Genomic DNA, 21,238 nt, shown 5'->3' with positions numbered 1-21,238 from the left:
TGACTGAGATTATCCTCCCCATGCACCATTGATAGTTAGCAAACTAACTGTGTGCGAACTTTCCTTTGCCCGACTCTCTTGAATCACTCCAGATGAATATCAGCAGTGGCATGGTGGTCGCCGCCCGGCATTGGCGGCGGATCTGCCAGAGTACGCTGGTCAACTATGGAATCTCCGAAGCCTGCGCCGTGCCCCTGCTGATGATCGGGCGCCTGGGCGAGGGCGTGCGCCAGGTGACGGTGGCGCAGGCGGCGGGGATGGAAAGCCCGTCCCTGGTGCGTCTGCTGGACCAGCTGTGCAACGCCGGTTACGCCATACGCTCTGAAGATCCCCACGATCGCCGGGCCAAATGCCTGAGCCTGACCGACACCGGCCGCGAACTGGTGCAGTCGGTGGAAGCCGAGCTGGTGCGTCTGCGCCGCGAGGTGCTGGAAGGCATCACAGCAGCGGACCTGGAGGCCGCGTTGAAGGTGATCCGCGCCTTCGAGTCGGCTGCCCAGCTGCCGGTGGTGCCGTCTTGAGCGGATTCTTCACCGGCGTCCCCCCCGCGCGCGACTGGTTCTACGGCGTGCGCACCTTTGCCGCGTCGATGATCGCGCTGTACATCGCCATGCTCATGCAGATGCCGCGTCCGTACTGGGCGATGGCCACGGTGTACATCGTCTCCAGCCCGTTCGTCGGGCCCACCAGCTCCAAGGCGCTGTACCGTGCGATCGGCACCTTGCTCGGCGCTTCGGCGGCGGTGCTGTTCGTGCCGATGTTCGTGCAGAGCCCTTATCTGCTGGTGGTGATCATCGCCCTGTGGACCGGAATCCTGCTGTTCCTCTCCCTGCACCTGCGCACCGCCAACAGCTATGCGCTGATGCTGGCCGGCTACAGCCTGCCGCTGATCGCCCTGCCGGTGGTGGATAACCCGCTGGGGGTGTGGGACGTGGCGGAGGCGCGCACCGAGGAGATCTTCCTCGGCATCGTCTGCGCGGCCGTGATCGGCAGCATGTTCTGGCCACGGCGGCTGGCGCCGGTGTTCGTCGATTCGGCGGGCAAATGGTTCGCCGATGCGTCCACCTACAGCCAGCGTTTTCTCAGCCGCGACGTGCGGCCCGAAGAAGTCAGTGCCTTGCGCGCATCCATGGTCGCCACCTTCAACAGCCTGGAGCTGATGATCGGCCAGTTGCCCCACGAAGGCGCGCGCCCGCAGACCGTGCGCAATACCAAGGAACTGCGCGGGCGCATGATCCACCTGCTGCCCGTGGTCGATGCCCTGGACGATGCCTTGTACGCCCTGGAGCGACGTACCCCGGAGCTGGTGGACAGGTTCGCGCCGCTGCTGGCCCAGGCCGGGCAATGGCTGGAAAGCACCGCCCAGGGTGCGTCGGTCGAGCGCTGGCAGGCCCTGCGTGGCCAGCTCGAAGCGCTGCAACCCGATGCCGAAGCCCTCGACGACCGGCGCCAGTTGCTGTTTTCCAACGCCCTGTACCGCCTCGGCGAGTGGATCGACCTGTGGCAGGACTGCCGCAGCCTGCAACACGCCATCCAGTGCGAAAGCCAGGACATCTGGCGCGCGGTCTATCGCCACTGGCGCCTGGGTCGCCTGACGCCGTTCCTCGACCGCGGGCTGATGCTGTATTCGGTGGCCTCCACGGTCCTGGCGATCATCGTCGCCTCGGTGCTGTGGATCCTCCTGGGCTGGACCGACGGCGGCAGCGCGGTGATCCTCGCGGCGGTGGCCTGCAGCTTCTTCGCCTCGATGGACGACCCGGCGCCGCAGATCTACCGGTTCTTCTTCTGGACCGCGATGTCGGTGCTGTTCGCCAGCCTCTACCTGTTCCTGATCCTGCCCAACCTGCACGATTTCCCGATGCTGGTATTGGCCTTCGCCGTGCCGTTCATCTGCGTCGGCACCCTGACGGTACAGCCGCGTTTTTACCTGGGCATGCTGCTGACCATCGTCAACACCTCATCCTTCATCAGCATCCAGGGTGCCTACGACGCCGACTTCATGAGCTTCGCCAATTCCAACCTGGCCGGGCCCATGGGCCTGCTGTTCGCCTTTGTCTGGACCCTGGTCGCGCGGCCGTTCGGTTCGGAACTGGCGGCCAAGCGCCTGACCCGCTTCAGCTGGCAGGACATCGTCGGCATGACCGAACCGGCCAACCTGGCCGGACACCGCCATCTGGGCGTGCAGATGCTCGACCGCCTGATGCAGCACCTGCCGCGGCTGGCCATGACCGGCCAGGACACCGGCGCGGCCCTGCGCGAAGTGCGCGTCGGTTTGAACCTGCTGGACCTGCTGGCCTACGCCCCTCGGGCGCAGGGCAACGCGCAGGCGCTGCTGCGCCAAGTGGTGGCCGAGGTCGGCGCCTACTTCAAGGCCTGCCTCAAGGCCGGCGAACGCCTGCCGGCGCCGAGCGGCCTGCTGATGACCCTGGACCGCGCCCGCCGCACCCTGGATGCCCGCAGCCAGGACGACCGCGAAACCCGTTTGCACCTGCTGCACGCCCTCAGCGGCCTGCGCCTGGCCCTGCTGCCCGGCGTGGAGTTCGTCGGCGGTGGCGAGCTTGAAGAACCGCTGCCCCATGGCATCGATGGAGCGCCTTTATGATCGGTGACCTGGATATCAGCGGGGTGTTTTTGCCCACGCTGCTGGTGCTGATGGGCCTTACCTATGGCTTGTACCTGGTGGTCCATGGGCTGCTGACGCGCCTGCACTTTTATCGCCTGGTCTGGCACCGGGCTTTGTTCAACGTTGGTCTGTACGCTTTGCTGCTCGGCGCCGTGGACTCACTCAGTCGATACCTGATGACATGAAAAAACCTTTATTGACCATCGGCCGTGTGGTCCTGACCTTGCTGGTGGTGAGCTTCGCGGTCGTGGTGGTCTGGCGCATGGTGATGTACTACATGTTCGCGCCCTGGACCCGGGACGGGCATATCCGTGCCGACATCGTGCAGATCGCCCCGGACGTCTCCGGGCTGATCCAGCAGGTGCAGGTGCGGGACAACCAGCTGGTCAAGCGCGGCCAGGTGCTGTTCAGCATCGACCAGGACCGCTTCAGCCTGGCCCTGCGCCAGGCCAGGGCGTCCCTGGCCGACCGCCAGGAAACCCTGGCCCAGGCCCAGCGCGAGGCCAGGCGCAACCTCGGCCTGGGCAACCTGGTGCCGCGCGAGCAACTGGAAGAAAGCCAGTCCCGCGTGGCCCGTGCCCAGTCGGCCCTGGCCGAAGCCCAGGTGGCGGTGGACAGCGCCCAGCTGAACCTCGACCGTTCGGTGATCCGCAGCCCGGTGGATGGCTACGTCAACGACCGCGCGCCGCGCACCCAGGAATTCGTCACCGCCGGTCGCCCGGTGTTGTCGGTGGTGGACAGCAACTCCTTCCACATCGACGGCTACTTCGAGGAAACCAAGCTCGACGGCATTCATATCGGCCAGAGCGTCGATATCCGGGTGATCGGCGATCGCGCGCGGCTGCGCGGGCATGTCGAAAGCATCGTCGCCGGCATCGAGGACCGCGACCGCAGCAGCGGCTCCAACCTGCTGCCCAACGTCAACCCGGCCTTCAGCTGGGTGCGCCTGGCCCAGCGGATTCCGGTGCGCATTGCCTTCGACGAGGTGCCGGAAGACTTCCGCATGATCGCCGGGCGCACCGCCACCGTGTCGATCATCGACGAGCCGCAAACCCGGTCGGAGCCGGCGCAATGAACAGCGCCCTGCGTTTGGCCACGGCCGGGCTCGGTCTACTGCTGTCAGCCTGCCAGATGGTCGGCCCGGACTACCGGCTGCCGGACGACGCGGCGCTGCATCGCAGCGATTTGCAGGGCGAGTTGGCCGGTTCGAGCGACAGCGTGGTCTCGGCGCCGGTCCCGGCAGACTGGTGGCGCTTGTACCAGGACCCGCGCCTAGACCAGTTGGTGCAGCAGGCCATGGCCTCCAACACCGACCTGCGGGTCGCGGCGGCCAACCTGGCGCGGGCCCGCGCCCAGGTCGACGAGGCCCAGGCAGCAGGCGGCTGGAGTGGTGGGGCCAAGGCCGGGGTCGAGCGTTTGCAGGAGTCCGGCGAAGCCTTCCTGCTGCCGGAGAAAGTGCCGGTGGCCAACGTCGGCAACCTGTCCGTCAGCACCTCTTATCAGTTCGACCTGTTCGGTACCCTGCAGCGCGGCATCGAGGCGGCCAAGGCCAACGCCGACGCGACCCAGGCGGCGGCCGATACCGCGCGCATCACCCTGGTGGCGGATGTGGTGCGGGCCTACACGCAGGTCTGCGCGGCCAACGAAGAGCGCGAGATCGCCGAGCATTCCCTGGACCTGCAAGCCCAGAGCACCGAACTCATCCAGCGCCTGCGCGACGCCGGGCGCGGCGACGAAACCCAGGTCACCCGCTCCCAGACCCAGTTCAAATCCCTGCGCGCCGAACTGCCGCGCTACGAGGCGGCGCGCCAGTCGGCGCTGTTCCGCCTGTCGATGCTGCTGGCCAAACCGGTGGAGCGACTGCCCGCCGGCACCGGCAGTTGCGCCGAGTTGCCGCACATTGCGCAATTGTTGCCGGTGGGTGACGGCGCGGCGCTGCTCAAGCGCCGTCCGGATGTCCGCCAGGCCGAGCGCCGGCTGGCCGCCGCCACCGCGGAAATCGGCGTGGCCACCGGCGCCCTGTACCCGGACATCAGCATCGGCGCGACCGTTGGCACCGTGGGCATCGTCGACAACCTCGGCAAACCCTCCACCAACCGCTGGGGCTTTGGCCCGCTGATCAGCTGGACGGTGCCGGCCAACGGTGCCCGCGAACGCATTCATCAGGCCGAAGCCGCCAGCCAGGGCGCCCTGGCGCATTTCGACGGGGTGGTGCTCAATGCCATCCGCGAAACCCAGACCGGCCTGGCCCAATACAGCGCCCAGTTGCAACGTCGCGACGCCTTGGCCGATGCCGAGCAGTCGGCGCGGCAGGCCGCCGACCAGACCCATCGCTTCTTCCAGGCCGGCCGCGAGTCGTTCCTCGCCGACCTGCAGGCGACCCGCACCTATACCGACGTACGGGCCCAACTGGCGGCGGCCAACACCCAGGTGGCGATGAGTCAGATCGACCTGTTCCTGGCCCTGGGCGGTGGCTGGGAAAGCGGACGAACGCAAGCCTCGAACCCCGGCAAACCCTGAGGCCGTTGCTATGCTTTGATCAGTTGGGTGAGCACCTTGCGTCCAGTGCTCGGCCAGCGGTCAGGCACGTGATGGTCATGGGGATTCGAATAATGAAAAACCCTTATGCTCTCGGCTTCTGGTGCGCCATCGTTGCACTGGTGCTGCTTTCTGCGACTTATTTCTACGGTGTCATGCTGGCGCACCAGATCGACAAGGCAATGATCTTTCTCGACAGCGCCAGCGCGCTGATTGCGGTGAGCGCCATCGTCTTCGTGGCCTGGACGTCGTTCCAGACCCAGAAAATCAAGAAAAAACAGCTGGAGCAGGGCAAGACCCTGGTGGCGATCTGGGACACCAAAGTCGCCCTGCGCCGCGTCGAAACCGTGTTCGACCGTTACTTCTGGGGCAGTTACTGGCAGCCGGGGCGGACCTTTCAGGAAGTCATGGGCGAGTTGACCGGCACCCCCCTGGAGAAAAGCCTCGAAGCCCTGAAAAAACAGTGCGTACTGCTGGATAAACAGGCCGCGGACGGTCGCCACTGGCTGAACAATGCCCGCGAACTGTCCGATGTCGCCGCCGCCATGGCCCGCGAGCGTTATCAACTGGACTTCTGCGACCCGCGTTCGGAAACGCCGGGCGGCGCGGTGATCAACCGCGATTTCGAAGTGCTGGTCTACACCTGGACCGCCCGCCTGAAAAGCTTCGATCATCAGCTCGACGCGCTGGAAGTCGAATACTCCGAACATGCGTAGCGGCCGAAGGAAGGCACGCAAACCCTGTAGCCGCTGCCGAGCCCGCGAGGCTGCGATCGGTTTGGGCGGCATTCCGACGCAGCAACCGCAAAACCTGAATCCGCGGTTCACCTGGAAAAATGCGTCGCCTGGCCTGGCGACCGCTACGTCGGAATGCCGCCCAGGTCGATCGCAGGCTGCGCCAGCGGCTACAGGAACCGCGGCGCCTGTGTAGCCGCTGCCGAGCCCGCGAGGTTGCGACCGGTTGCGCAGCAACCGCAAAACCTGAATCCGCGGTCCACCTGGAAAAACGCGTCGCCTGGCCTGGCGACCGCTACGTCGGAATGCCGCCCAAGTCGATCGCAGGCTGCGCCAGCGGCTACAGGAACCGTCCCGCACGTTCACTACTTTTCACATGGAAAGGTTGGGCCGCCCGGCCTGGCCGGTGCTAATCTTCGGCAGTTTTACGCACAGTCGAGCCACAACCCGTACCGGGTTCAGGGAAGACGACCACACATTCAACAACGGATCGATCGGGTCAAATAATGAATAAATCAGCAGGCGTACTGTTAGGAATCGTCGTCGCAGTGGGCGCTATCAGCGCCGGCGGCGCCTGGTATACCGGGACCAAGCTGGAAGGGGTGCTGCAAACCTCTATCGCTGATGCCAACAAGGAACTCCAGGCGGCCATGGTCGGTTCCAACGGTACCGCCAGCCTGGAGCTGGTATCGCTGGAGCGCAATCTGTTCAGCAGCACCGCGCGCTACCGCCTCAAGGGCCAGGGCGAGATGTTCGGCGACAGCGCCGAGGGCGTCGAACTGGTGTTCGTCGACCGTATCGAACACGGCCCGCTGCCGTTCTCGCGCCTGATGACCCTGAAATGGCTGCCGGTCATGGCCACCAGTCACTACGAGCTGGAAAAGAACGCCCTGACCGAAAAATGGTTCGCCGCCACCAAGGATGTTTCCCCGCTCAAGGGCGTGGTCAACCTGGGTTACGACCGTTCCGCCACCGGCAACCTGGAGTTGCTGCCGCTGGACACGGCCCTGGACGACAAGTCGACCCTCAAGTTCTCCGGCCTGAAGCTGGACCTCTCGACCAGCGCCCAAGCGCAGAAGGTCAAGGCCGAAGGCTACATGGACAGCCTCAAGCTCAACAGCGTCGCCGAAGACCAGACCCCGGTGCAGGTCGAGCTCAACGGCCTGACCCTGGCCAGCAACCTGACCAAGAGCAACTATGGCTTCTACGTCGGCGACAACACCCTGGAACTGACCAGCACCAAGGCCACGTTCGGCGAGAAACAGTCGGTGCTCAGCTTCAAGAATTCACAGATCAAGAGCGCCACCGACGAGAAGGGCGCCCACCTGGCCGGTCGTGCCGACTACAAGATCAGCGAAGTCGCCCTCAACGGCAAAGCCGTCGGTTCGGCGCAAATGGCCTGGAGCATGAAGAACCTCGACATCGCCTCCGGCATGTCGCTGATGCAGGTCTACCAGAACAAGCTGCAACCCTACGAAGACGCCGTCGCCGCGGCCGAAGCCGCCGGGGAACCAGCGCCCGAGCTGAACCTGAGCGAGGCCGAGCAGGCCCAGGTCAAGGCTGACCTGGACAAGCTGCTGGCTGCCCAGCCGCATATCGCCCTGGAAAACCTCTCGTTCAAGACCGCCAACGGCGAAAGCCGCCTGAGCCTGGTGGTGGACCTGAACAAGCCGCAATCCATGGATCTGCCGCCGGCCGAACTGAGCAAGCAACTGCTCACCCAGCTGAACCTGAACCTGCTGCTGTCCAAGCCGATGATCGCCGACGTGGCGGCGTTGCAGGCGCAACTGGACGGTGTGACCGACGCCAAGGCGATCGCCGACCAGGGCAGCATGGCCGCCGACATGGTCAGCGGCATGGCGCTGGGTACCCAGCTGGCCAAGCTGGAAGGCAACGACATAGTCTCCAAGGTGCGCTACGCCAATAACGAAGTGGACTTCAACGGCCAGAAAATGACGCCTGAGCAGTTCGTCGGTTTTGTCATGAGCAAACTGGGACCCGTCACCATCCAGTAAGCCTCGAAAACCCCTTCCTGGGGTTTTCAGCCAGAAACGCCCGGCCTCCGTAGCACGGATCTGCCGGGCGTTTTTTTGCCTGCATCCGACGGCAGAACCCCCACCCAGAGCCTCCCTGAACATGGCTACAGGCCACGTCGTTCGCGGATTCGGGCAGAAACGAATCTGAAGAAATATTACATTTGCGCATCTGCATCAGCCTTGCGTGGAAGACTCCGCCCCAATCTGGCCGAGTCATCTGATTCGGCTTCCTGGCACGTATCAGGCGGGGGGACACAAGACCCCGGCTAGCCATGTAAGGACGCTGAAGAAAATGCCGCCCATTGTTCACCCCGTTCGCCTTTATGGTTTGCGACCGCTGTTTCGCCTGGCGTTATGCAGCCAATTGCTGTGGCCGACCCTGGCCCTTGCCGACCCGGCGTACGACCGCCTGATTCTCGACGCCCGCGCCGGTAGCTATGCGCCAGCCCTGAGCCATTTGCGCCAGGTGCCGGCCGAGCGCCTGAACACCGGGCTGGTCAGCGACCACCTGCAGATCGCCAGCTGGGCCGGCCTCGACGCCGAGGTGGTGAATGTCTATGAAACCCAGGCCCGTGGCCGGGTGCTGCCGATCCAGGCGCTGACCGCCACCGCCCGTGCCTACCGCAATCTGCAGCGCTGGGACTCGGCGATCCAGGTCTACCGCCTGGCCCTCGAACGCGACCCGCGCAATCCCGACCTGCAACTGGGCCTGGCCCTGACCCAGGCCGACTCCGGCAAGCCCGAGGAAGCCGTGCGTCGCGCCCGCGAGCTGGTGGCGGCCAAGCCTGACGATGCCACCCGCCGCCTGGCCCTGGGCTACGCCCTGACCCGCGCCGGTTCGCCGTATGACGCGCTGTTCGAGTTCGACCAGGCGTTCATCCGCGCCGGCACCTGGCCGGAAGTCGCCCGCGAATACCTGTTCGCCCTGCAACGGGCACGCCTGCCGGAACCGGCCTTGCGCCTGGCCCGCCAGCGCCCGGGGCTGATCGATCCCGTCATAGAACGTCGCCTGCAAGGCGACCTGGCCGCCGAGCGCGTGCGCCTGGCCGAGCTGGCCACCCGCAGCGAGAAAGAGCGTTATGTCATCGCCGACCGCGCCCTGGCCGATTACGACCAGTTGCTCGCCACCTGGACCCCGGACCCGGCGGCCAAGGACGACGTGACCCGCTGGCGCATCGACCGCATGGGCGCGCTCAAGGCCCGGGCGCGCACCGCCCAGGTGATCGACCAATACCACAAGCTGACCGCCGAAGACGTGGCCATCCCCACCTACGCCCTGCGCTGGGTGGCGGCCTCCTACCTGGACCAGCGCCAGCCGGAGATCGCCAGCGACCTCTATCGCCAGGTGCTGGCGGCGCCGGATGCCGATGTCAGCGACCGCGTCGAAGACAGCACCGCGCTGTATTACGCCTTGCTGGAAAGCGACCGCCCACAGGAGGCGCAACAGGTCGCCGACGACCTGGCCAGGAACCAGAAACCGCGGGTCGAGCTCAAGGGCTTGCCGGTGGGCAACCCCAACGATGAATGGATGGACGCCCAGCAACTCGCCGCGCAGTCCGGCACCTACAGCGCCGACCTGCCGGGCAGCGAGCAGCGCCTGGCCAGCCTGGTGGACCAGGCGCCGGGCAATATCGGCCTGCGCGTGGCCCAGGCCAACCTGTACCAGGCCCGGGACTGGCCGCGTCGCGCCGAGGGCCTGCTCAAGGAAACCGAGAGCATGGCGCCGCGCGATGTCGGCCTCGAGGTCGCCCAGGGCCACACCGCCCAGGACCTGCAGGAATGGCGTCAGCTCGATGCCCTGACCGACGACGTGGTGCAGCGTTATCCCGACAACCGTCAGGTGCAGCGCCTGGCCCGCCAGCGCCAAGTGCACGACATGGCCGAGCTGCGGGTCGAGACCTATGGCGGCAAGAGCTACGGCGGCGGCAACAGCGGCGCCGGCGCGGTTTCCGGGAGCAAGGATTTCGGCATCGAGACGGTGCTCTACAGCCCGCCGATCGATGAAGACTGGCGGCTGTTCGGCGGCCTCGGCTATGCCACCGGCGACTTTCAGGAAGGCACCGGGCATCACCGCTGGCAGCGGATCGGCGTGGAGCGCCGGACCCGCGACATGACCCTGGAAGCGGAAGTCTCCAACCACTCCTACGGCTTCGACGACAAGCAGGGCGCGCGGCTGTCCCTGGCCCGCGACATCGACGATCACTGGCAGTACGGCGGCAGCCTGGAATACCTCTCGGCCAATACCCCGCTGCGGGCGCTCAACAGCAACATCTACGCCAATGGCGGCAGCGCGTTCCTGCGCTGGCGGGCCAACGAGAGCCGTGAATGGCGGCTGGCCCTGAGCCCCTCGCACTTCAGCGACGGCAACAACCGTTTCGAGGCCCTGCTCACCGGTCGCGAGGGCGTCTATGCCACGCCGCATGTGCAGGTCGACCTGGGCCTGGAAGTCGGCGCCAGCCGCAACACCAAGGAAGACACGCCCTACTTCAACCCCAGGTCGGACTTCACGGTGCTGCCGACGGTGAACGTCAACCACGTGCTCTATCACCGCTACGAAACCTCCTGGAGCCAGCAGTTCCAGGTGGGCGCCGGTACCTACAGCCAGCGCGATTACTCCACCGGGGCGATCGGCCTGCTCAGCTATGGCCAGCGGGTGACCTGGAATGACGTGTTTGAAGCCGGGGTCGCCCTGAGCGTGCTCAACCGGCCTTACGACGGCGACCGGGAAACCGACCTGCGCCTGCTCCTCGACCTTACCTATCGCTTCTAGAAGAGTCCGAAGATGCCTCCGATGACCCGTTGCATCCTCCTGCTGGGAGCCCTGATTCTCAGCGCCTGCGCCCAGCCCGCCGCGGATTTCCTGCCGCCGGCGCAGCGCCCCGTGCCCGCCAGCGAAACCCCGTGGCCGAAAAACCACGTGCTGGGCATTGCCTACCACGACGTCGAAGACCGCGACCCCGACCAGGCGGTGGTGGCCGTGCGCACCGAACGCTTGATCGAACAGCTGGCCTGGCTGCGCGAGAACGGCTACCAGCCGGTCACCGTGGACCAGATCATGGCGGCGCGCAAAGGCGGCCCCGAGCTGCCGGCCAAGGCCGTGCTGCTGAGCTTCGATGACGGTTATGCGAGCTTCTACACCCGCGTGCTGCCGGTGCTGCGCAGCTACAACTGGCATGCCCTGCTGGCGCCGGTGGGGGCGTGGGTCGATACCCCGCTGAACCAGCCGGTGGACTTTGCCGGCACCCCGCGCAAGCGCTCGGACTTCCTGACCTGGCAGCAGGTCCGCGAGATTTCCCGTTCCGGCCTGGTGGAAATCGCCGCCCACACCGATGCCAACCACAAGGGCGTGCTGGCCAACCCCCAGGGCAACCTGCAACCGGCCGCCGCCACCCGGCGTTATGACGCCAGCAGCGGGCGCTATGAAAGCGAGGCCGAGTTCGAGGCGCGCCTGCGCAGCGACGTGGCGGCGATCTCGAAAAAAATCCGCGCCGCCACCGGCTACAGCCCGCGCGTCTGGGTCTGGCCCTACGGCGCCGCCGACGGCACCGCGCTGCGGGTGGTGGGCGAGCAGGGCTACGACATGGCCCTGACCCTCGACGACGGCCTCGATGCCCTCGACAACCTGATGAGCAGCCCGCGGTTCCTGGTGTCCTCGGACCCGGATGGCATCCACTTCTCCAACAGCATCGTCGGCGTCGAAGCCAGCAACCCGATGCGCGTGGCCCATGTCGACCTGGACAACGTCTACGACCCGGACCCGCAGCAGCAGGAAATCAACCTCGGCAAGCTGGTCCAGCGCATGGCCGACCTGGGCGTGAATACCGTGTTCCTGCAAGCCTTCGCCGACCCCAAGGGCGATGGCTTGGTGCACTCGCTGTACTTCGCCAACCGTCACCTGCCGGTGCGCGCCGACATCTTCGATCGGGTCGCCTGGCAACTGCGCACCCGGGCCAACGTCAAGGTCTTCGCCTGGATGCCGGTGCTGAGTTTCGCTCTCGACCCGAGCCTGCCGCGCGTGACCCGCTGGGACCCGGAAACCGGTCAGGTCGCGGCCGACCCGGACCAGTACCGGCGCCTGTCGCCGTTCGACCCGAAAGTGCGGCGCATCATCGGTGAGATCTACGAGGACGTGGCGCGCCTGACCTCGGTGGACGGCATCCTCTACCACGACGACGCGGTGCTCTCCGACTTCGAAGACGCCAGCCCCGAAGCGCTGCGCACCTACGCCGCCAACGGCCTGCCCGGCTCGATCGCCGCCTTGCGCGCCGATCCGGCGACCCTGCAGCGCTGGACCCGCTTCAAGAGCCGCTACCTGATCGACTTCACCCATGAGCTGACCGCCAAGGTCAAGGCGATCCGCGGGCCGCAGGTGCTGACCGCGCGCAACTTGTTCGCCGAGCCGATGCTCAACCCGCAGAGCGAAGCCTGGTTCGCCCAGAACCTCGACGACTTCCTCGCCAACTACGACTGGACCGCGCCGATGGCCATGCCATTGATGGAGGGCCAGCAGCGCAAGGCTTCCGGCGCCTGGCTGGAGCAACTGGTGGCCACGGTCAAGGCACGCCCCGGCGCGCTCAACCGTACCATCTTCGAACTGCAGGCCCGGGACTGGGCACAAAAACCGGCGAGCGATATCGACGCCGCGCAGATGGCCGACTGGATGGGCCGACTCAAGCGCCAGGGCGCGACCAGTTTCGGCTACTACCCGGATAACTTTCTCGAGAACTCGCCGGACTTGAAGACCATCCGTCCTGCGCTCTCCACCAAGTGGAACCCTTAAATCATGTTGGATCGACTGCTAGCCCTGCTCGTTCTGGCGATTGTCCTCGGTGTGCCGCTGGGCCTGATCTTCCTGGTGACCGGCCAGTTCCTGATGGACTTCGTGTTCTTCTACCCGCTGTTCATGTCCGGCCTGTGGATCGCCGGCGGCCTGTACTTCTGGCTGCACTGGGAACGCCATTGGCCCTGGAAGGACGACACCTTGCCGCCGGCGCTGGCGGGCGAGCCGCTGATCAGCATCCTGATCCCTTGCTACAACGAGGGCGACAACGCGGCGGACACCATCCACGCGGCGCTGGCCCAGCACTACCCGAACATCGAAGTCATCGCGATCAACGACGGCTCCAAGGACAACACCGCGCAAGTGCTGGACGCCCTGGCGCTGGAGGATCCACGGCTGCGGGTGGTGCACCTGGCCCAAAACCAGGGCAAGGCCGTGGCCCTGCGCATGGGTGCCGTGGCGGCGCGCAGCGAATACCTGGTGTGCATTGACGGTGACGCGCTGCTGGCGCCGAACACCGCGGCCTACCTGGTGGCGCCGCTGCTGGAGAATGCGCGCCTGGGCGCGGTGACCGGCAACCCGCGGATCCGCACCCGCTCGACCCTGGTGGGCCGGGTCCAGGTGGGCGAGTTCTCCTCGATCATCGGCCTGATCAAGCGCACCCAGCGGGTGTTCGGGCGGATCTTCACAGTCTCCGGGGTGATTGTCGCCTTCCGCCGCTCGGCCCTGCACCGGGTCGGCTACTGGAGCCCGGACATGATCACCGAAGACATCGACATCAGCTGGAAGCTGCAGCTCGATCACTGGAGCATCTTCTACGAGCCACGGGCGCTGTGCTGGATCCTCATGCCGGAAACCCTGCACGGCCTGTGGAAGCAGCGCCTGCGCTGGGCCCAGGGCGGCGCCGAGGTGCTGTTCAAGAACATCCGCGGGATCTGGCAATGGCGCCACCGTTACCTGTGGCCGCTGCTGTTCGAATACTGCCTGTCCACCGGCTGGGCCTTCACCTTCCTGCTGTCGGTGATCTTCTGGGGCGTCGGCAAGTTCATCGTCATGCCCGAGGCCATCGCCGTCGACCGCCTGATGCCTCCGGCCTTCACCGGGCTGGTGCTGGCGATGGTCTGCCTGCTGCAGTTCGCGGTCAGCATCCTGATCGACCGCCGCTATGAAAAGGGCTTGGGCAAGACCATGTTCTGGGTGGTCTGGTACCCCCTGGTGTTCTGGCTCGTCAGCCTGTTCACCACCCTTGTCAGTTTCCCCAAGGTGCTGTTCAGCCAACACCAGAAGCGTGCGCGCTGGGTCAGCCCCGACCGTGGCATCAAGCCCATAGATGATGAAGAGGAGGCTCGCTGATGAAGATCATCAGAACCCGTCAACGCCCAGTGCTGGTGCTCGTCGATGCGGCGTTCACCGTGCTGGCCTGGATCGGCCTGGTGTACCTGCTGGTACGCGGCCTGTGGCCGCTGATCGACACCCACGACGGCCCGCGCATCGAAATCGGCGTGCTCGAGGCGCTCGGCACCTTGCAGATCTACCTGTGGGTGGCCCTGCTCAACGCCGCCGTGCTGATCCTCTGGGCGCGTTACCAGCAGCGCAAGAGCAAAAGCTTTGCCCGGCGCCGCCTGCCGTCGCCGGCGGTGGATGACCGGCGCCTGAGCGAAAGCTTCAAGCTCAGCGCCGCCAACTTTGCGCGCATGCGCCAGCCCGGGACCATGACGGTGCACAACGACGAGGAGGGCGGCATCAGCCTTGTCACCACCGGCTTCATGCGCCTCAACGCCGAACATGCACCGCATGCACCGCATGCGCCGTTGCTGGCGGATGCCGTGCAACGCTGATTCAGCCGCTGATTGAAGGTGGCAGGGTCAGGGCGACCGGGTAACAATCCCGGATGCCGTCGAAAAAAGCCCCGGAGCTGAAAAAAACCGGGTTTTTTTCGTTTACAAGCGGCTGCGGCTCAAGCTCAATCAGCGGCAATATCGCTCAAGCGCGACGCTTCGTCGCGCAGCTATAGTCTCCAGGCTCCTGTTTCCAGGCTCCGATGAACCCATTCGCAGAAGGTGCTCGCGTATGTCCCGTTTTGCTTCTCTCAATACCTGGCTGGCCGCCAGCGCCGTCCTGCTGTGCCTGCAGTTGCCGGCCCAGGCCCAGGAGCGTTTCACCCTGAACGTGCCCGGTGTCTCGGACAACCGCCTGTTCACCCCGGCCAGCGCCAGCGATGCCAAGGGCTGCGGCGGGCATAACCTGTCGCCGGCCCTGGCCTGGACCGCCGGCCCCGAAGGCACCCGCAGCTACGCCATCGTGATGCACGACCCGGACGGCGCCAAAGGCCAGGGTATCGATCACTGGGTGCATTACGGGATCAAGGCCACGACCCGGCAGATCGCCGCGGGCGCGGGGGCCAAGGGCACCCTGGAAGGGCTGGGCGGCACCAACAGCAAAGGCACCACCACCTACGTCGGCCCGTGCCCGCCGGTGGGCGACAGCGCGCACCACTACATCATCCAGATCTACGCCCTGGAGCTGGCGCCTGACGCCTTGCCGGCCGGCCTGACCCGTGCCCAGCTGCTGGAGAAGATCAACGGCCACGTGCTGCGTAACAGCAGCGTGGTGCGGCGCTACCTGCGCTAAGAAAAAAAATTCCGGGGCTTAACCCGAATCGCCCAGGGGCTTCGTCTGAAGGGGGGAATGGATCAATTTCTCCCGAGGTCAGCCCCCATGTTCCTTCCTCCGTACTACCTTCGCCCCGCCGTTCAGGGGTGCGCCGCCGGGTTGCTGTTGGCCATGGCCGGTTGCGGCCCGTCCGCGCCGGATACCCGGGGCGCAGCCTTGCCCGTCGAGGACGCGGTCGCACCCCAGGCCGCCGCGCCCTCGCCGAGCGAGGCCCAGCGCGCCGATGTGATCCTGGCCGGATACAACAACGCCAAGGCGCTCGCCCCGACGCCCCTGCACACCTCGATGATGACGCGCGAATCGCTGCCCGCCGGCTATCGCGCCGAGCCGCGGGAGCAGTACCAGAACCTGCCGGACAACCCGATCCAGAGCGTGGCGCAGGCCCCGGTCTCGACCTTCAGCGTCGACGTCGATACCGGCGCCTACGCCAACGTCCGGCGCCTGCTCAACCAGGGCAGCCTGCCGCCGCAAGGCGCGGTGCGCCTGGAGGAGCTGGTCAATTACTTCCCCTACGATTACGCCCTGCCCGGCGATGGTTCGCCGTTTGGCGTGACCACCGAGATCGCGCCGTCGCCCTGGAACCCCCACACCCGCCTGCTGCGCATCGGCATCAAGGCTTCGGATCGCACCGTTGCCGAGTTGGCGCCGGCCAACCTGGTGTTCCTGGTGGACGTCTCCGGCTCCATGGATCGCCGCGAGGGCCTGCCGCTGGTGCAAAGCACCCTCAAGCTGCTGGTCGACCAGTTGCGCGAGCAGGACCGGGTGTCGCTGGTGGTGTATGCCGGTGAATCGCGGGTGGTGCTGGAGCCCACTTCCGGGCGCGACAAGGCGAAGATCCGCAACGCCATCGAGCAACTGACGGCGGGCGGTTCCACCGCCGGCGCCTCGGGCATCCAGCTGGCGTATCAGATGGCCCGCCAGGGCTTCATCAAGAACGGCATCAACCGCATCCTGCTGGCCACCGACGGTGACTTCAACGTTGGCATCAGCGACTTCGACCGCCTCAAGCAGATGGCCGTCGAGCAGCGTAAAAGCGGTGTGTCGCTGACCACCCTCGGCTTTGGCGTGGACAACTACAACGAGCACCTGATGGAGCAACTGGCCGACGCCGGCGATGGCAACTACGCCTACATCGACAACCTGCGCGAGGCGCGCAAGGTCCTGGTGGACCAGCTCGGCTCGACCCTGGCGGTGGTGGCCAAGGACGTGAAGCTGCAGGTGGAATTCAACCCGGCCCAGGTCAGCGAATATCGCCTGCTGGGCTACGAGAACCGCGCGCTGAAACGCGAGGACTTCAACAACGACAAGGTCGATGCCGGCGAGATCGGGGCCGGGCATACGGTCACCGCGCTGTATGAAATCGTGCCCAAGGGCGAACAGGGCTGGCTGGAGCCGCTGCGTTATGGCCAGGCCCAGGCGTCGTCGGAGTCGAACAGCAAGGGCGACGAGCTGGCCATGCTGCGGGTGCGCTACCAGGCACCGCAAGGCGGCAGCAGCCGGCTGATCGAGCGGCCGATCCTGGCTTCGCAGCAGCATGGCAAACTCGCCCAGGCCAGCGATGATCTAAGATTTTCCGCAGCCGTGGCGGCGTTCGCCCAGCAGCTCAAGGACGGTCGCTACACCGGCGACTTCGGCCTCAAGGACACCGTCGCCCTGGCCCGCGGCGCCAAGGGCGAAGACCGTTTCGGCCTGCGTGGCGAGTTCGTGCAGCTGGTGGAACTGGCGCAGAGCCTGCAGACTGCCGCTCCGGCGGATCAACCGGGACGCTCCGGGGAGGCCTTGAGCCGCCGTGAGTAACGTCATGACCCACCACCAGAAGGAGTTCAGCACGACCATGCCTGCGGTGAACCGGTCAGGACCCGCCAGCAGCGACGAAACGCTGCTGGCGCGTTATCGCGCGGGTGACAGCGCTGCCTTCGAGGTCCTCTACCAACGCCATCGCCAGGGGTTGTACCGGTTTCTGCTGAGCCTGTGCGACAAGGCCGAGCTGGCCGACGAGGTCTACCAGGACACCTGGCTCAGCCTGATCCGCACCAGCAGCGCGCCACAGGGCCGGGCCAGTTTTCGCACCTGGCTGTACCAGATCGCCCGCAACCGCCTGATCGACCACTGGCGCAAGCACGGCCTGCGCAACCCGCTGCACGATAGCAACGACGAGCAGTTGCATGAGCTGGCCGATGACGCCAGCGGCCCGGAACAGCACCTGAACCTGAGCCGTGAACGGCAACGCATCGACGCCGCCTTGCAGGACCTGCCCGCCGACCAGCGCGAAGTATTCCTGCTGCGCGCCCACGGCGAACTGGAATTGCCGCAGATCGCCAGCCTTACCGATACGCCGCTGGAAACGGTGAAAAGCCGTTTCCGTTATGCGCTGAAAAAACTGCGTCGGCTCCTGGCCGAGGAGGTACTGACATGACTGACGCCCGACAGCTTCCGCCCACCGAAGAAGAGCGCATGCTCGAGCACATTCGCCAGCACAGCCACGGCGAACCGCCGGCCAGCCTCGACGCCCTGATCATGGCCACGGCCCGCCGCGAAGCCCCGACGCCTAAACCTTCCCTGTGGCAACGCTGGTTCGATCTGTGCCGCCAGCCGCGCTGGCAAGTGGCGTTCGCCGGCCTGTTTGGCGTGACCTTGTTGCTGGGCGTGTTGCAGCGCACTCCAGAGCCTGCGCCCCGCCAGGTGCTCGCCCCGGCGCCCATGGCCAAGGCCGCGGCCCCCCAGCTGGCGCGCCGCCAGGCCGAATCCACTGCAGCCTCCGCAGAGTCGGCCCGTGCCGAATCACGCATGGATGCATCGGACCACTTCGAGTTGGCTACCACACCGCATGCCAGCGGCGCCTTGTCGGCGCCCGCTCCCGCCGCCCCCGTGGCGGGCCTGCCGCTGACCCGGGACACCGAAGCTTTCGCCGGTAAACCTTATGAGTCCCTGGGGCACCTGGCGTCGTTTCCGGGCAAGGAGCAGGGCGAGCGCGAGGCGCCGGAGTCGATTCTCGACGACGCCCTGCGTGAGGTGTTGCGGCTGCGCCAGACCGGCCAGGACAAGATCGCCGACCAGTACATCATTGCCTTGAAACAGCGCTTCCCCGACGAGGAGATTGCCGATCGACTGGAGGCTTTGCAGAAACCCTGAGGGTAAACGCGCGCAAGTAATGGCCTGGCACCCGGAAAACGCGCACTATCGAGCCAGTTTCCTGAAAGTGAGAGGCTGGCCATGGCGCCACGCATCGACCGTATCGCTGCACTGCTGAATTGCCCGACCAAGGGCGCGGATATCCGCCAGGCCATCAAGGAGAGTCGCAAGGACTTTCTGCTCGAGGCCGAGGAAGAAGATGAAGACCCGCAGCAGGCCCAGCCTGCCGCGGATCAGGATGAGTCGACGCAGAAGCGGCAGACGCCAGACTGAAACCCGGAGCCTTTACTTGCGGGCGGGCGCGCGTTTCACGTTCTGGCCCTTGGCCTCGATGGCCAGGGCAATCGCCTTGTAGCAGTCGTAGAACAGTTCCTGGTTCTTGAACATGTTCTCCACCAGTTCCATCTTGCCGTCGCTGTGCTGGACGCGGATGAAACGCTGGTTGAAGACTTCCACCAGCTCGACGTCCGCGATATTGATCAGGCGAATCTCGCGGATCTTCGAACTGAAGTTGCTGACCGGGGCCACCAGCTTCTTGTCCGTCAGCACCACATAACGATTGCCGGCACCGCGCAGGAAGATCAGCGCACCGGCGACGGCGACGGTCATGGCCACGCCCACGACGCCAAGCAGTTGCATGACCAGATGACCATTGAGCCCCAGGGCCTCTAGCAGCCGAATCACGCCGTTGTTCTCGCTGGGTGTGCCGAACACCGCGAACAGCGAAAGCCCACCGAAGACCAGGCCCGCCAGGGTCATTTTCTTGTAGTTGGGCCCGTAGTAATAACGCGCCTGGTGCGATGGCGCGGTATTAGCGGAAAGGTTCGAGATATTCATCGTGTGGGGTCTTCCATGAGTCTGGCCGAGAAAAGGCGGGTATCTGCTCGGTAATGGGCAGAGTGCGCGAACGGCATCGGGGAGAGGCATCATCGCAAAAAAGAGCGGAGATACCTAAACCGGCAGCAGGCGCGTTCAAGCGTAGGGCGAAGCGGGCAGGTCGATGAACTCGACGGCGGCACCGTCCTCGGCCATGCGCCGGGCTCGCTCCGGCAGCAGCCGGGCGTGGTTTTCCAGCTGCCAGCGATACCAACTCAGGCGCTGGACTATCCGTCGCCGGCAAGGGGCTGGCAGCTGCGCCAGCAGGTCGGTGCTGGCGGGCGCCCAGCGAGCCCGGGTCGAGTAGTAGCCGAACAGGTTTTCCCGCAGGCCGAAGCAGTCCTCGAAGCTTTCCTCGATGCTGTACACATACCGCTCGAAGCCGGCGCTCAACTGCTGTTCGCCGTCGGCGTTATTGCGCAGGTAGGCGAATATCCCCGGCCAGTTGATGCAGAACAGGTGCTCGTCCCAATCGCCGTCCCGGGTCAGGTACTCACCCTGGCCGCGAAAGAACTGCGGTATTTCCTGGCGCGCCAGGGCCCGTTCAAAGTTGCTGCTCATGCCGCTCTTCCTCTCGTGAGCCCTGGACGTTGGCGATGCCGACGGACTGCGCCACGCATTCGATGACGCAGTCGAAGCCGATGTCCAGGCGCAGGTAATAACCAGGCTGCAAGCGTGTGAGCTGGGTACGCATACGCCCGTCGAAACGCGTGCCGCTGACGTGCAGTTCGCTGATGCCCTGGATCTTCAGGTCCAGGCGGCAGTGGGTCAGCGCCTGGCTGGCCGGCCAGGTGGATGGCAGGGACTGGCGCAGCATCGGGCCTGCCAACTGCAGGCTCAGTTGCTCGCCCTGGAACTGTGGGCCCGGGGTGTGCAGGTCGTAGGGCGTGGCCGCCACATCGAATACGGCTTTCCAGGCTTGGGGATTGTCGACGCTGAACAGCCAGTCGCGGGAGCCGCGATCCCGCGCCGGGATCGCCCGGCATTCGGCCAGGGACGGCAATCGGGCGCGGATCAGGTCGTCGTGCCACAGCTGCCGGGCCGCCAGGAGCAGGCGCTGGAAGAAGTCCCGGCTGTCGTCGATCTGCGCCGGCCAGCCGGTGGGCCATTGATCGTAGTCGTAGTCGTCTTCAACGGGTTCCCAAACCTCCTCGAAGTCGAAGTCCGGATCGTCCAGGGCCGCTTGCAGGACCTCCACCAACCGCTGCCGGTGACGGAAATTCTCCCGGTCGTTGAAGTGCGCCAGGCAGTAATGGCGGATCAGGTGTTCGCGATCATCGGGGTCGTTGGGGTCGTAGCGGCTCAGCTCGGCATCCAGTGCCGGGGGCATGTCATAGCCGATGAAACAGCCGATCCAGGAACGTAGGTCCGGCTGATAGGGCTGGTTGAGCAAAGGATGGCGCAGCAACGGGACCTCCTGTCCGCGAGGCGTAGGTTGTTGGCACACACCTCGGTGATTCTTCGATTGACTCAACGGATGCAAACGAAAAAGCCCCAGGCCATGCGACCTGGGGCTTTTGCGTTTCTGGCTGGCGCACTCGGCGGGATTCGAACCCACGACCCCTGCCTTCGGAGGGCAGTACTCTATCCAGCTGAGCTACGAGTGCAGTGCGGGCGACATCATACCCATGTCGGCTTGGGGCGTCCATGCGGTTTTTTCTCGCGTGATGATTGGTCGTCGCCTCGTTGTTTGTCTTGTCCTTCGCGATGCCCGAAAGCCCCTTCGCCCTATTCACAAGTCCTCCCGTCGGACGTCCCTTTGTTTGCTTTGCTCTATGGCTTCAAGCGCTCTAACCGCTGCGTGCTGGCGCAGCGATTTCCTACCAGTCAAGGCGAACGCATGCAT

The 21,238-nt window shown here is 65.6% G+C and carries 19 protein-coding genes and 1 tRNA gene; 16 read left to right on the top strand and 4 right to left on the bottom strand.

The window, feature by feature from the left end; genetic code table 11:
• Positions 1–92: 92 nt before the first annotated feature.
• From NRG23_RS18310 to NRG23_RS18235, 16 genes are all read left to right on the top strand, one after another.
• Complete coding sequence (locus NRG23_RS18310) at positions 93–521, top strand: MarR family winged helix-turn-helix transcriptional regulator (protein WP_028681511.1); 429 nt, start codon at positions 93–95, stop codon at positions 519–521.
• Complete coding sequence (locus NRG23_RS18305; protein WP_257371560.1) at positions 518–2,602, top strand: FUSC family protein; 2,085 nt, start codon at positions 518–520, stop codon at positions 2,600–2,602. The genes NRG23_RS18310 and NRG23_RS18305 overlap by 4 nt, the downstream gene beginning before the upstream one ends.
• Positions 2,599–2,808, top strand: a complete 210-nt coding sequence (locus NRG23_RS18300; RefSeq protein WP_007932080.1) for a DUF1656 domain-containing protein — start codon at positions 2,599–2,601, stop codon at positions 2,806–2,808. Before NRG23_RS18305 ends, NRG23_RS18300 begins: the two co-directional genes overlap by 4 nt.
• On the top strand, positions 2,805–3,698 hold the full coding sequence (locus NRG23_RS18295) for an HlyD family secretion protein (RefSeq protein WP_257371557.1): 894 nt from the start codon (positions 2,805–2,807) through the stop codon (positions 3,696–3,698). The genes NRG23_RS18300 and NRG23_RS18295 overlap by 4 nt, the downstream gene beginning before the upstream one ends.
• Positions 3,695–5,143 carry an efflux transporter outer membrane subunit gene (locus tag NRG23_RS18290; protein ID WP_257371556.1) on the top strand — a complete coding sequence of 483 codons (1,449 nt, stop codon included), beginning with the start codon at positions 3,695–3,697 and terminating at the stop codon, positions 5,141–5,143. Before NRG23_RS18295 ends, NRG23_RS18290 begins: the two co-directional genes overlap by 4 nt.
• 92 nt (positions 5,144–5,235) lie before the next feature.
• Positions 5,236–5,877, top strand: a complete 642-nt coding sequence (locus NRG23_RS18285) for a hypothetical protein (protein WP_016705008.1) — start codon at positions 5,236–5,238, stop codon at positions 5,875–5,877.
• A gap of 524 nt (positions 5,878–6,401) precedes the next feature.
• Entirely contained in the window at positions 6,402–7,910 is a 1,509-nt protein-coding gene (locus NRG23_RS18280; protein WP_009046363.1) for a YdgA family protein, read from the top strand.
• 313 nt (positions 7,911–8,223) lie between these two features.
• Positions 8,224–10,701: a poly-beta-1,6 N-acetyl-D-glucosamine export porin PgaA gene (pgaA, locus tag NRG23_RS18275; RefSeq protein WP_257371553.1), complete on the top strand. Its 2,478-nt coding sequence runs from the start codon at positions 8,224–8,226 to the stop codon at positions 10,699–10,701.
• 12 nt (positions 10,702–10,713) lie between these two features.
• A complete protein-coding gene (pgaB, locus tag NRG23_RS18270) occupies positions 10,714–12,711 on the top strand; it encodes a poly-beta-1,6-N-acetyl-D-glucosamine N-deacetylase PgaB (RefSeq protein WP_257371552.1) in 1,998 nt (665 codons plus the stop codon).
• A 3-nt stretch (positions 12,712–12,714) separates the two neighbouring features.
• A complete protein-coding gene (gene pgaC / locus NRG23_RS18265; protein WP_009046366.1) occupies positions 12,715–14,064 on the top strand; it encodes a poly-beta-1,6-N-acetyl-D-glucosamine synthase in 1,350 nt (449 codons plus the stop codon).
• Positions 14,064–14,549: a poly-beta-1,6-N-acetyl-D-glucosamine biosynthesis protein PgaD gene (pgaD, locus tag NRG23_RS18260; protein ID WP_124301012.1), complete on the top strand. Its 486-nt coding sequence runs from the start codon at positions 14,064–14,066 to the stop codon at positions 14,547–14,549. Before pgaC ends, pgaD begins: the two co-directional genes overlap by 1 nt.
• Before the next feature lie 232 nt (positions 14,550–14,781).
• Positions 14,782–15,342 carry a YbhB/YbcL family Raf kinase inhibitor-like protein gene (locus NRG23_RS18255; protein WP_009046368.1) on the top strand — a complete coding sequence of 187 codons (561 nt, stop codon included), beginning with the start codon at positions 14,782–14,784 and terminating at the stop codon, positions 15,340–15,342.
• A gap of 87 nt (positions 15,343–15,429) precedes the next feature.
• On the top strand, positions 15,430–17,181 hold the full coding sequence (locus NRG23_RS18250; RefSeq protein ID WP_257371550.1) for a VWA domain-containing protein: 1,752 nt from the start codon (positions 15,430–15,432) through the stop codon (positions 17,179–17,181).
• Positions 17,182–17,218: 37 nt separating this feature from the next.
• Positions 17,219–17,800 (top strand): RNA polymerase sigma factor, encoded by a 582-nt coding sequence (locus tag NRG23_RS18245; RefSeq protein ID WP_257375079.1) that lies wholly within the window; start codon positions 17,219–17,221, stop codon positions 17,798–17,800.
• Positions 17,797–18,516, top strand: a complete 720-nt coding sequence (locus tag NRG23_RS18240; RefSeq protein WP_257371548.1) for a hypothetical protein — start codon at positions 17,797–17,799, stop codon at positions 18,514–18,516. The genes NRG23_RS18245 and NRG23_RS18240 overlap by 4 nt, the downstream gene beginning before the upstream one ends.
• An 81-nt stretch (positions 18,517–18,597) precedes the next feature.
• A complete protein-coding gene (locus NRG23_RS18235; RefSeq protein ID WP_009046372.1) occupies positions 18,598–18,789 on the top strand; it encodes a hypothetical protein in 192 nt (63 codons plus the stop codon).
• A gap of 12 nt (positions 18,790–18,801) precedes the next feature.
• Here NRG23_RS18235 and NRG23_RS18230 read toward each other — a convergent pair whose 3' ends face one another.
• The 4 genes from NRG23_RS18230 to NRG23_RS18215 form a co-directional block, all read right to left on the bottom strand.
• Positions 18,802–19,353 (bottom strand): hypothetical protein, encoded by a 552-nt coding sequence (locus NRG23_RS18230; protein WP_009046373.1) that lies wholly within the window; start codon positions 19,351–19,353, stop codon positions 18,802–18,804.
• 135 nt (positions 19,354–19,488) lie between these two features.
• Positions 19,489–19,953, bottom strand: a complete 465-nt coding sequence (locus NRG23_RS18225) for a hypothetical protein (RefSeq protein ID WP_257371546.1) — start codon at positions 19,951–19,953, stop codon at positions 19,489–19,491.
• Complete coding sequence (locus tag NRG23_RS18220; protein ID WP_257371545.1) at positions 19,937–20,800, bottom strand: hypothetical protein; 864 nt, start codon at positions 20,798–20,800, stop codon at positions 19,937–19,939. The genes NRG23_RS18225 and NRG23_RS18220 overlap by 17 nt, the downstream gene beginning before the upstream one ends.
• 122 nt (positions 20,801–20,922) lie before the next feature.
• A tRNA-Arg gene (locus tag NRG23_RS18215) sits at positions 20,923–20,999 on the bottom strand.
• Positions 21,000–21,238 lie beyond the last annotated feature (239 nt).

Origin of the sequence: Pseudomonas sp. T8, assembly GCF_024610635.1 — a bacterium.
Lineage (GTDB): Bacteria > Pseudomonadota > Gammaproteobacteria > Pseudomonadales > Pseudomonadaceae > Aquipseudomonas > Aquipseudomonas chlororaphis_I.
The sequence above is the reverse complement of the archived record's forward strand: the minus strand, read 5'-3'. Positions and strand labels throughout refer to the sequence as shown.

Excerpts from the sequence above, each read along its gene's own strand:
- NRG23_RS18310 (WP_028681511.1), top strand. The coding sequence starts at position 93 with ATGAATATCAGCAGTGGCATGGTGGTCGCCGCCCGGCATTGGCGGCGG.
- NRG23_RS18300 (WP_007932080.1), top strand. The coding sequence starts at position 2,599 with ATGATCGGTGACCTGGATATCAGCGGGGTGTTTTTGCCCACGCTGCTG.
- NRG23_RS18295 (WP_257371557.1), top strand. The coding sequence starts at position 2,805 with ATGAAAAAACCTTTATTGACCATCGGCCGTGTGGTCCTGACCTTGCTG.
- NRG23_RS18290 (WP_257371556.1), top strand. The coding sequence starts at position 3,695 with ATGAACAGCGCCCTGCGTTTGGCCACGGCCGGGCTCGGTCTACTGCTG.
- NRG23_RS18285 (WP_016705008.1), top strand. The coding sequence starts at position 5,236 with ATGAAAAACCCTTATGCTCTCGGCTTCTGGTGCGCCATCGTTGCACTG.
- NRG23_RS18280 (WP_009046363.1), top strand. The coding sequence starts at position 6,402 with ATGAATAAATCAGCAGGCGTACTGTTAGGAATCGTCGTCGCAGTGGGC.
- pgaA (WP_257371553.1), top strand. The coding sequence starts at position 8,224 with ATGCCGCCCATTGTTCACCCCGTTCGCCTTTATGGTTTGCGACCGCTG.
- pgaB (WP_257371552.1), top strand. The coding sequence starts at position 10,714 with ATGCCTCCGATGACCCGTTGCATCCTCCTGCTGGGAGCCCTGATTCTC.
- pgaC (WP_009046366.1), top strand. The coding sequence starts at position 12,715 with ATGTTGGATCGACTGCTAGCCCTGCTCGTTCTGGCGATTGTCCTCGGT.
- pgaD (WP_124301012.1), top strand. The coding sequence starts at position 14,064 with ATGAAGATCATCAGAACCCGTCAACGCCCAGTGCTGGTGCTCGTCGAT.
- NRG23_RS18255 (WP_009046368.1), top strand. The coding sequence starts at position 14,782 with ATGTCCCGTTTTGCTTCTCTCAATACCTGGCTGGCCGCCAGCGCCGTC.
- NRG23_RS18250 (WP_257371550.1), top strand. The coding sequence starts at position 15,430 with ATGTTCCTTCCTCCGTACTACCTTCGCCCCGCCGTTCAGGGGTGCGCC.
- NRG23_RS18245 (WP_257375079.1), top strand. The coding sequence starts at position 17,219 with ATGCCTGCGGTGAACCGGTCAGGACCCGCCAGCAGCGACGAAACGCTG.
- NRG23_RS18240 (WP_257371548.1), top strand. The coding sequence starts at position 17,797 with ATGACTGACGCCCGACAGCTTCCGCCCACCGAAGAAGAGCGCATGCTC.
- NRG23_RS18235 (WP_009046372.1), top strand. The coding sequence starts at position 18,598 with ATGGCGCCACGCATCGACCGTATCGCTGCACTGCTGAATTGCCCGACC.
- NRG23_RS18230 (WP_009046373.1), bottom strand. The coding sequence starts at position 19,353 with ATGAATATCTCGAACCTTTCCGCTAATACCGCGCCATCGCACCAGGCG.
- NRG23_RS18225 (WP_257371546.1), bottom strand. The coding sequence starts at position 19,953 with ATGAGCAGCAACTTTGAACGGGCCCTGGCGCGCCAGGAAATACCGCAG.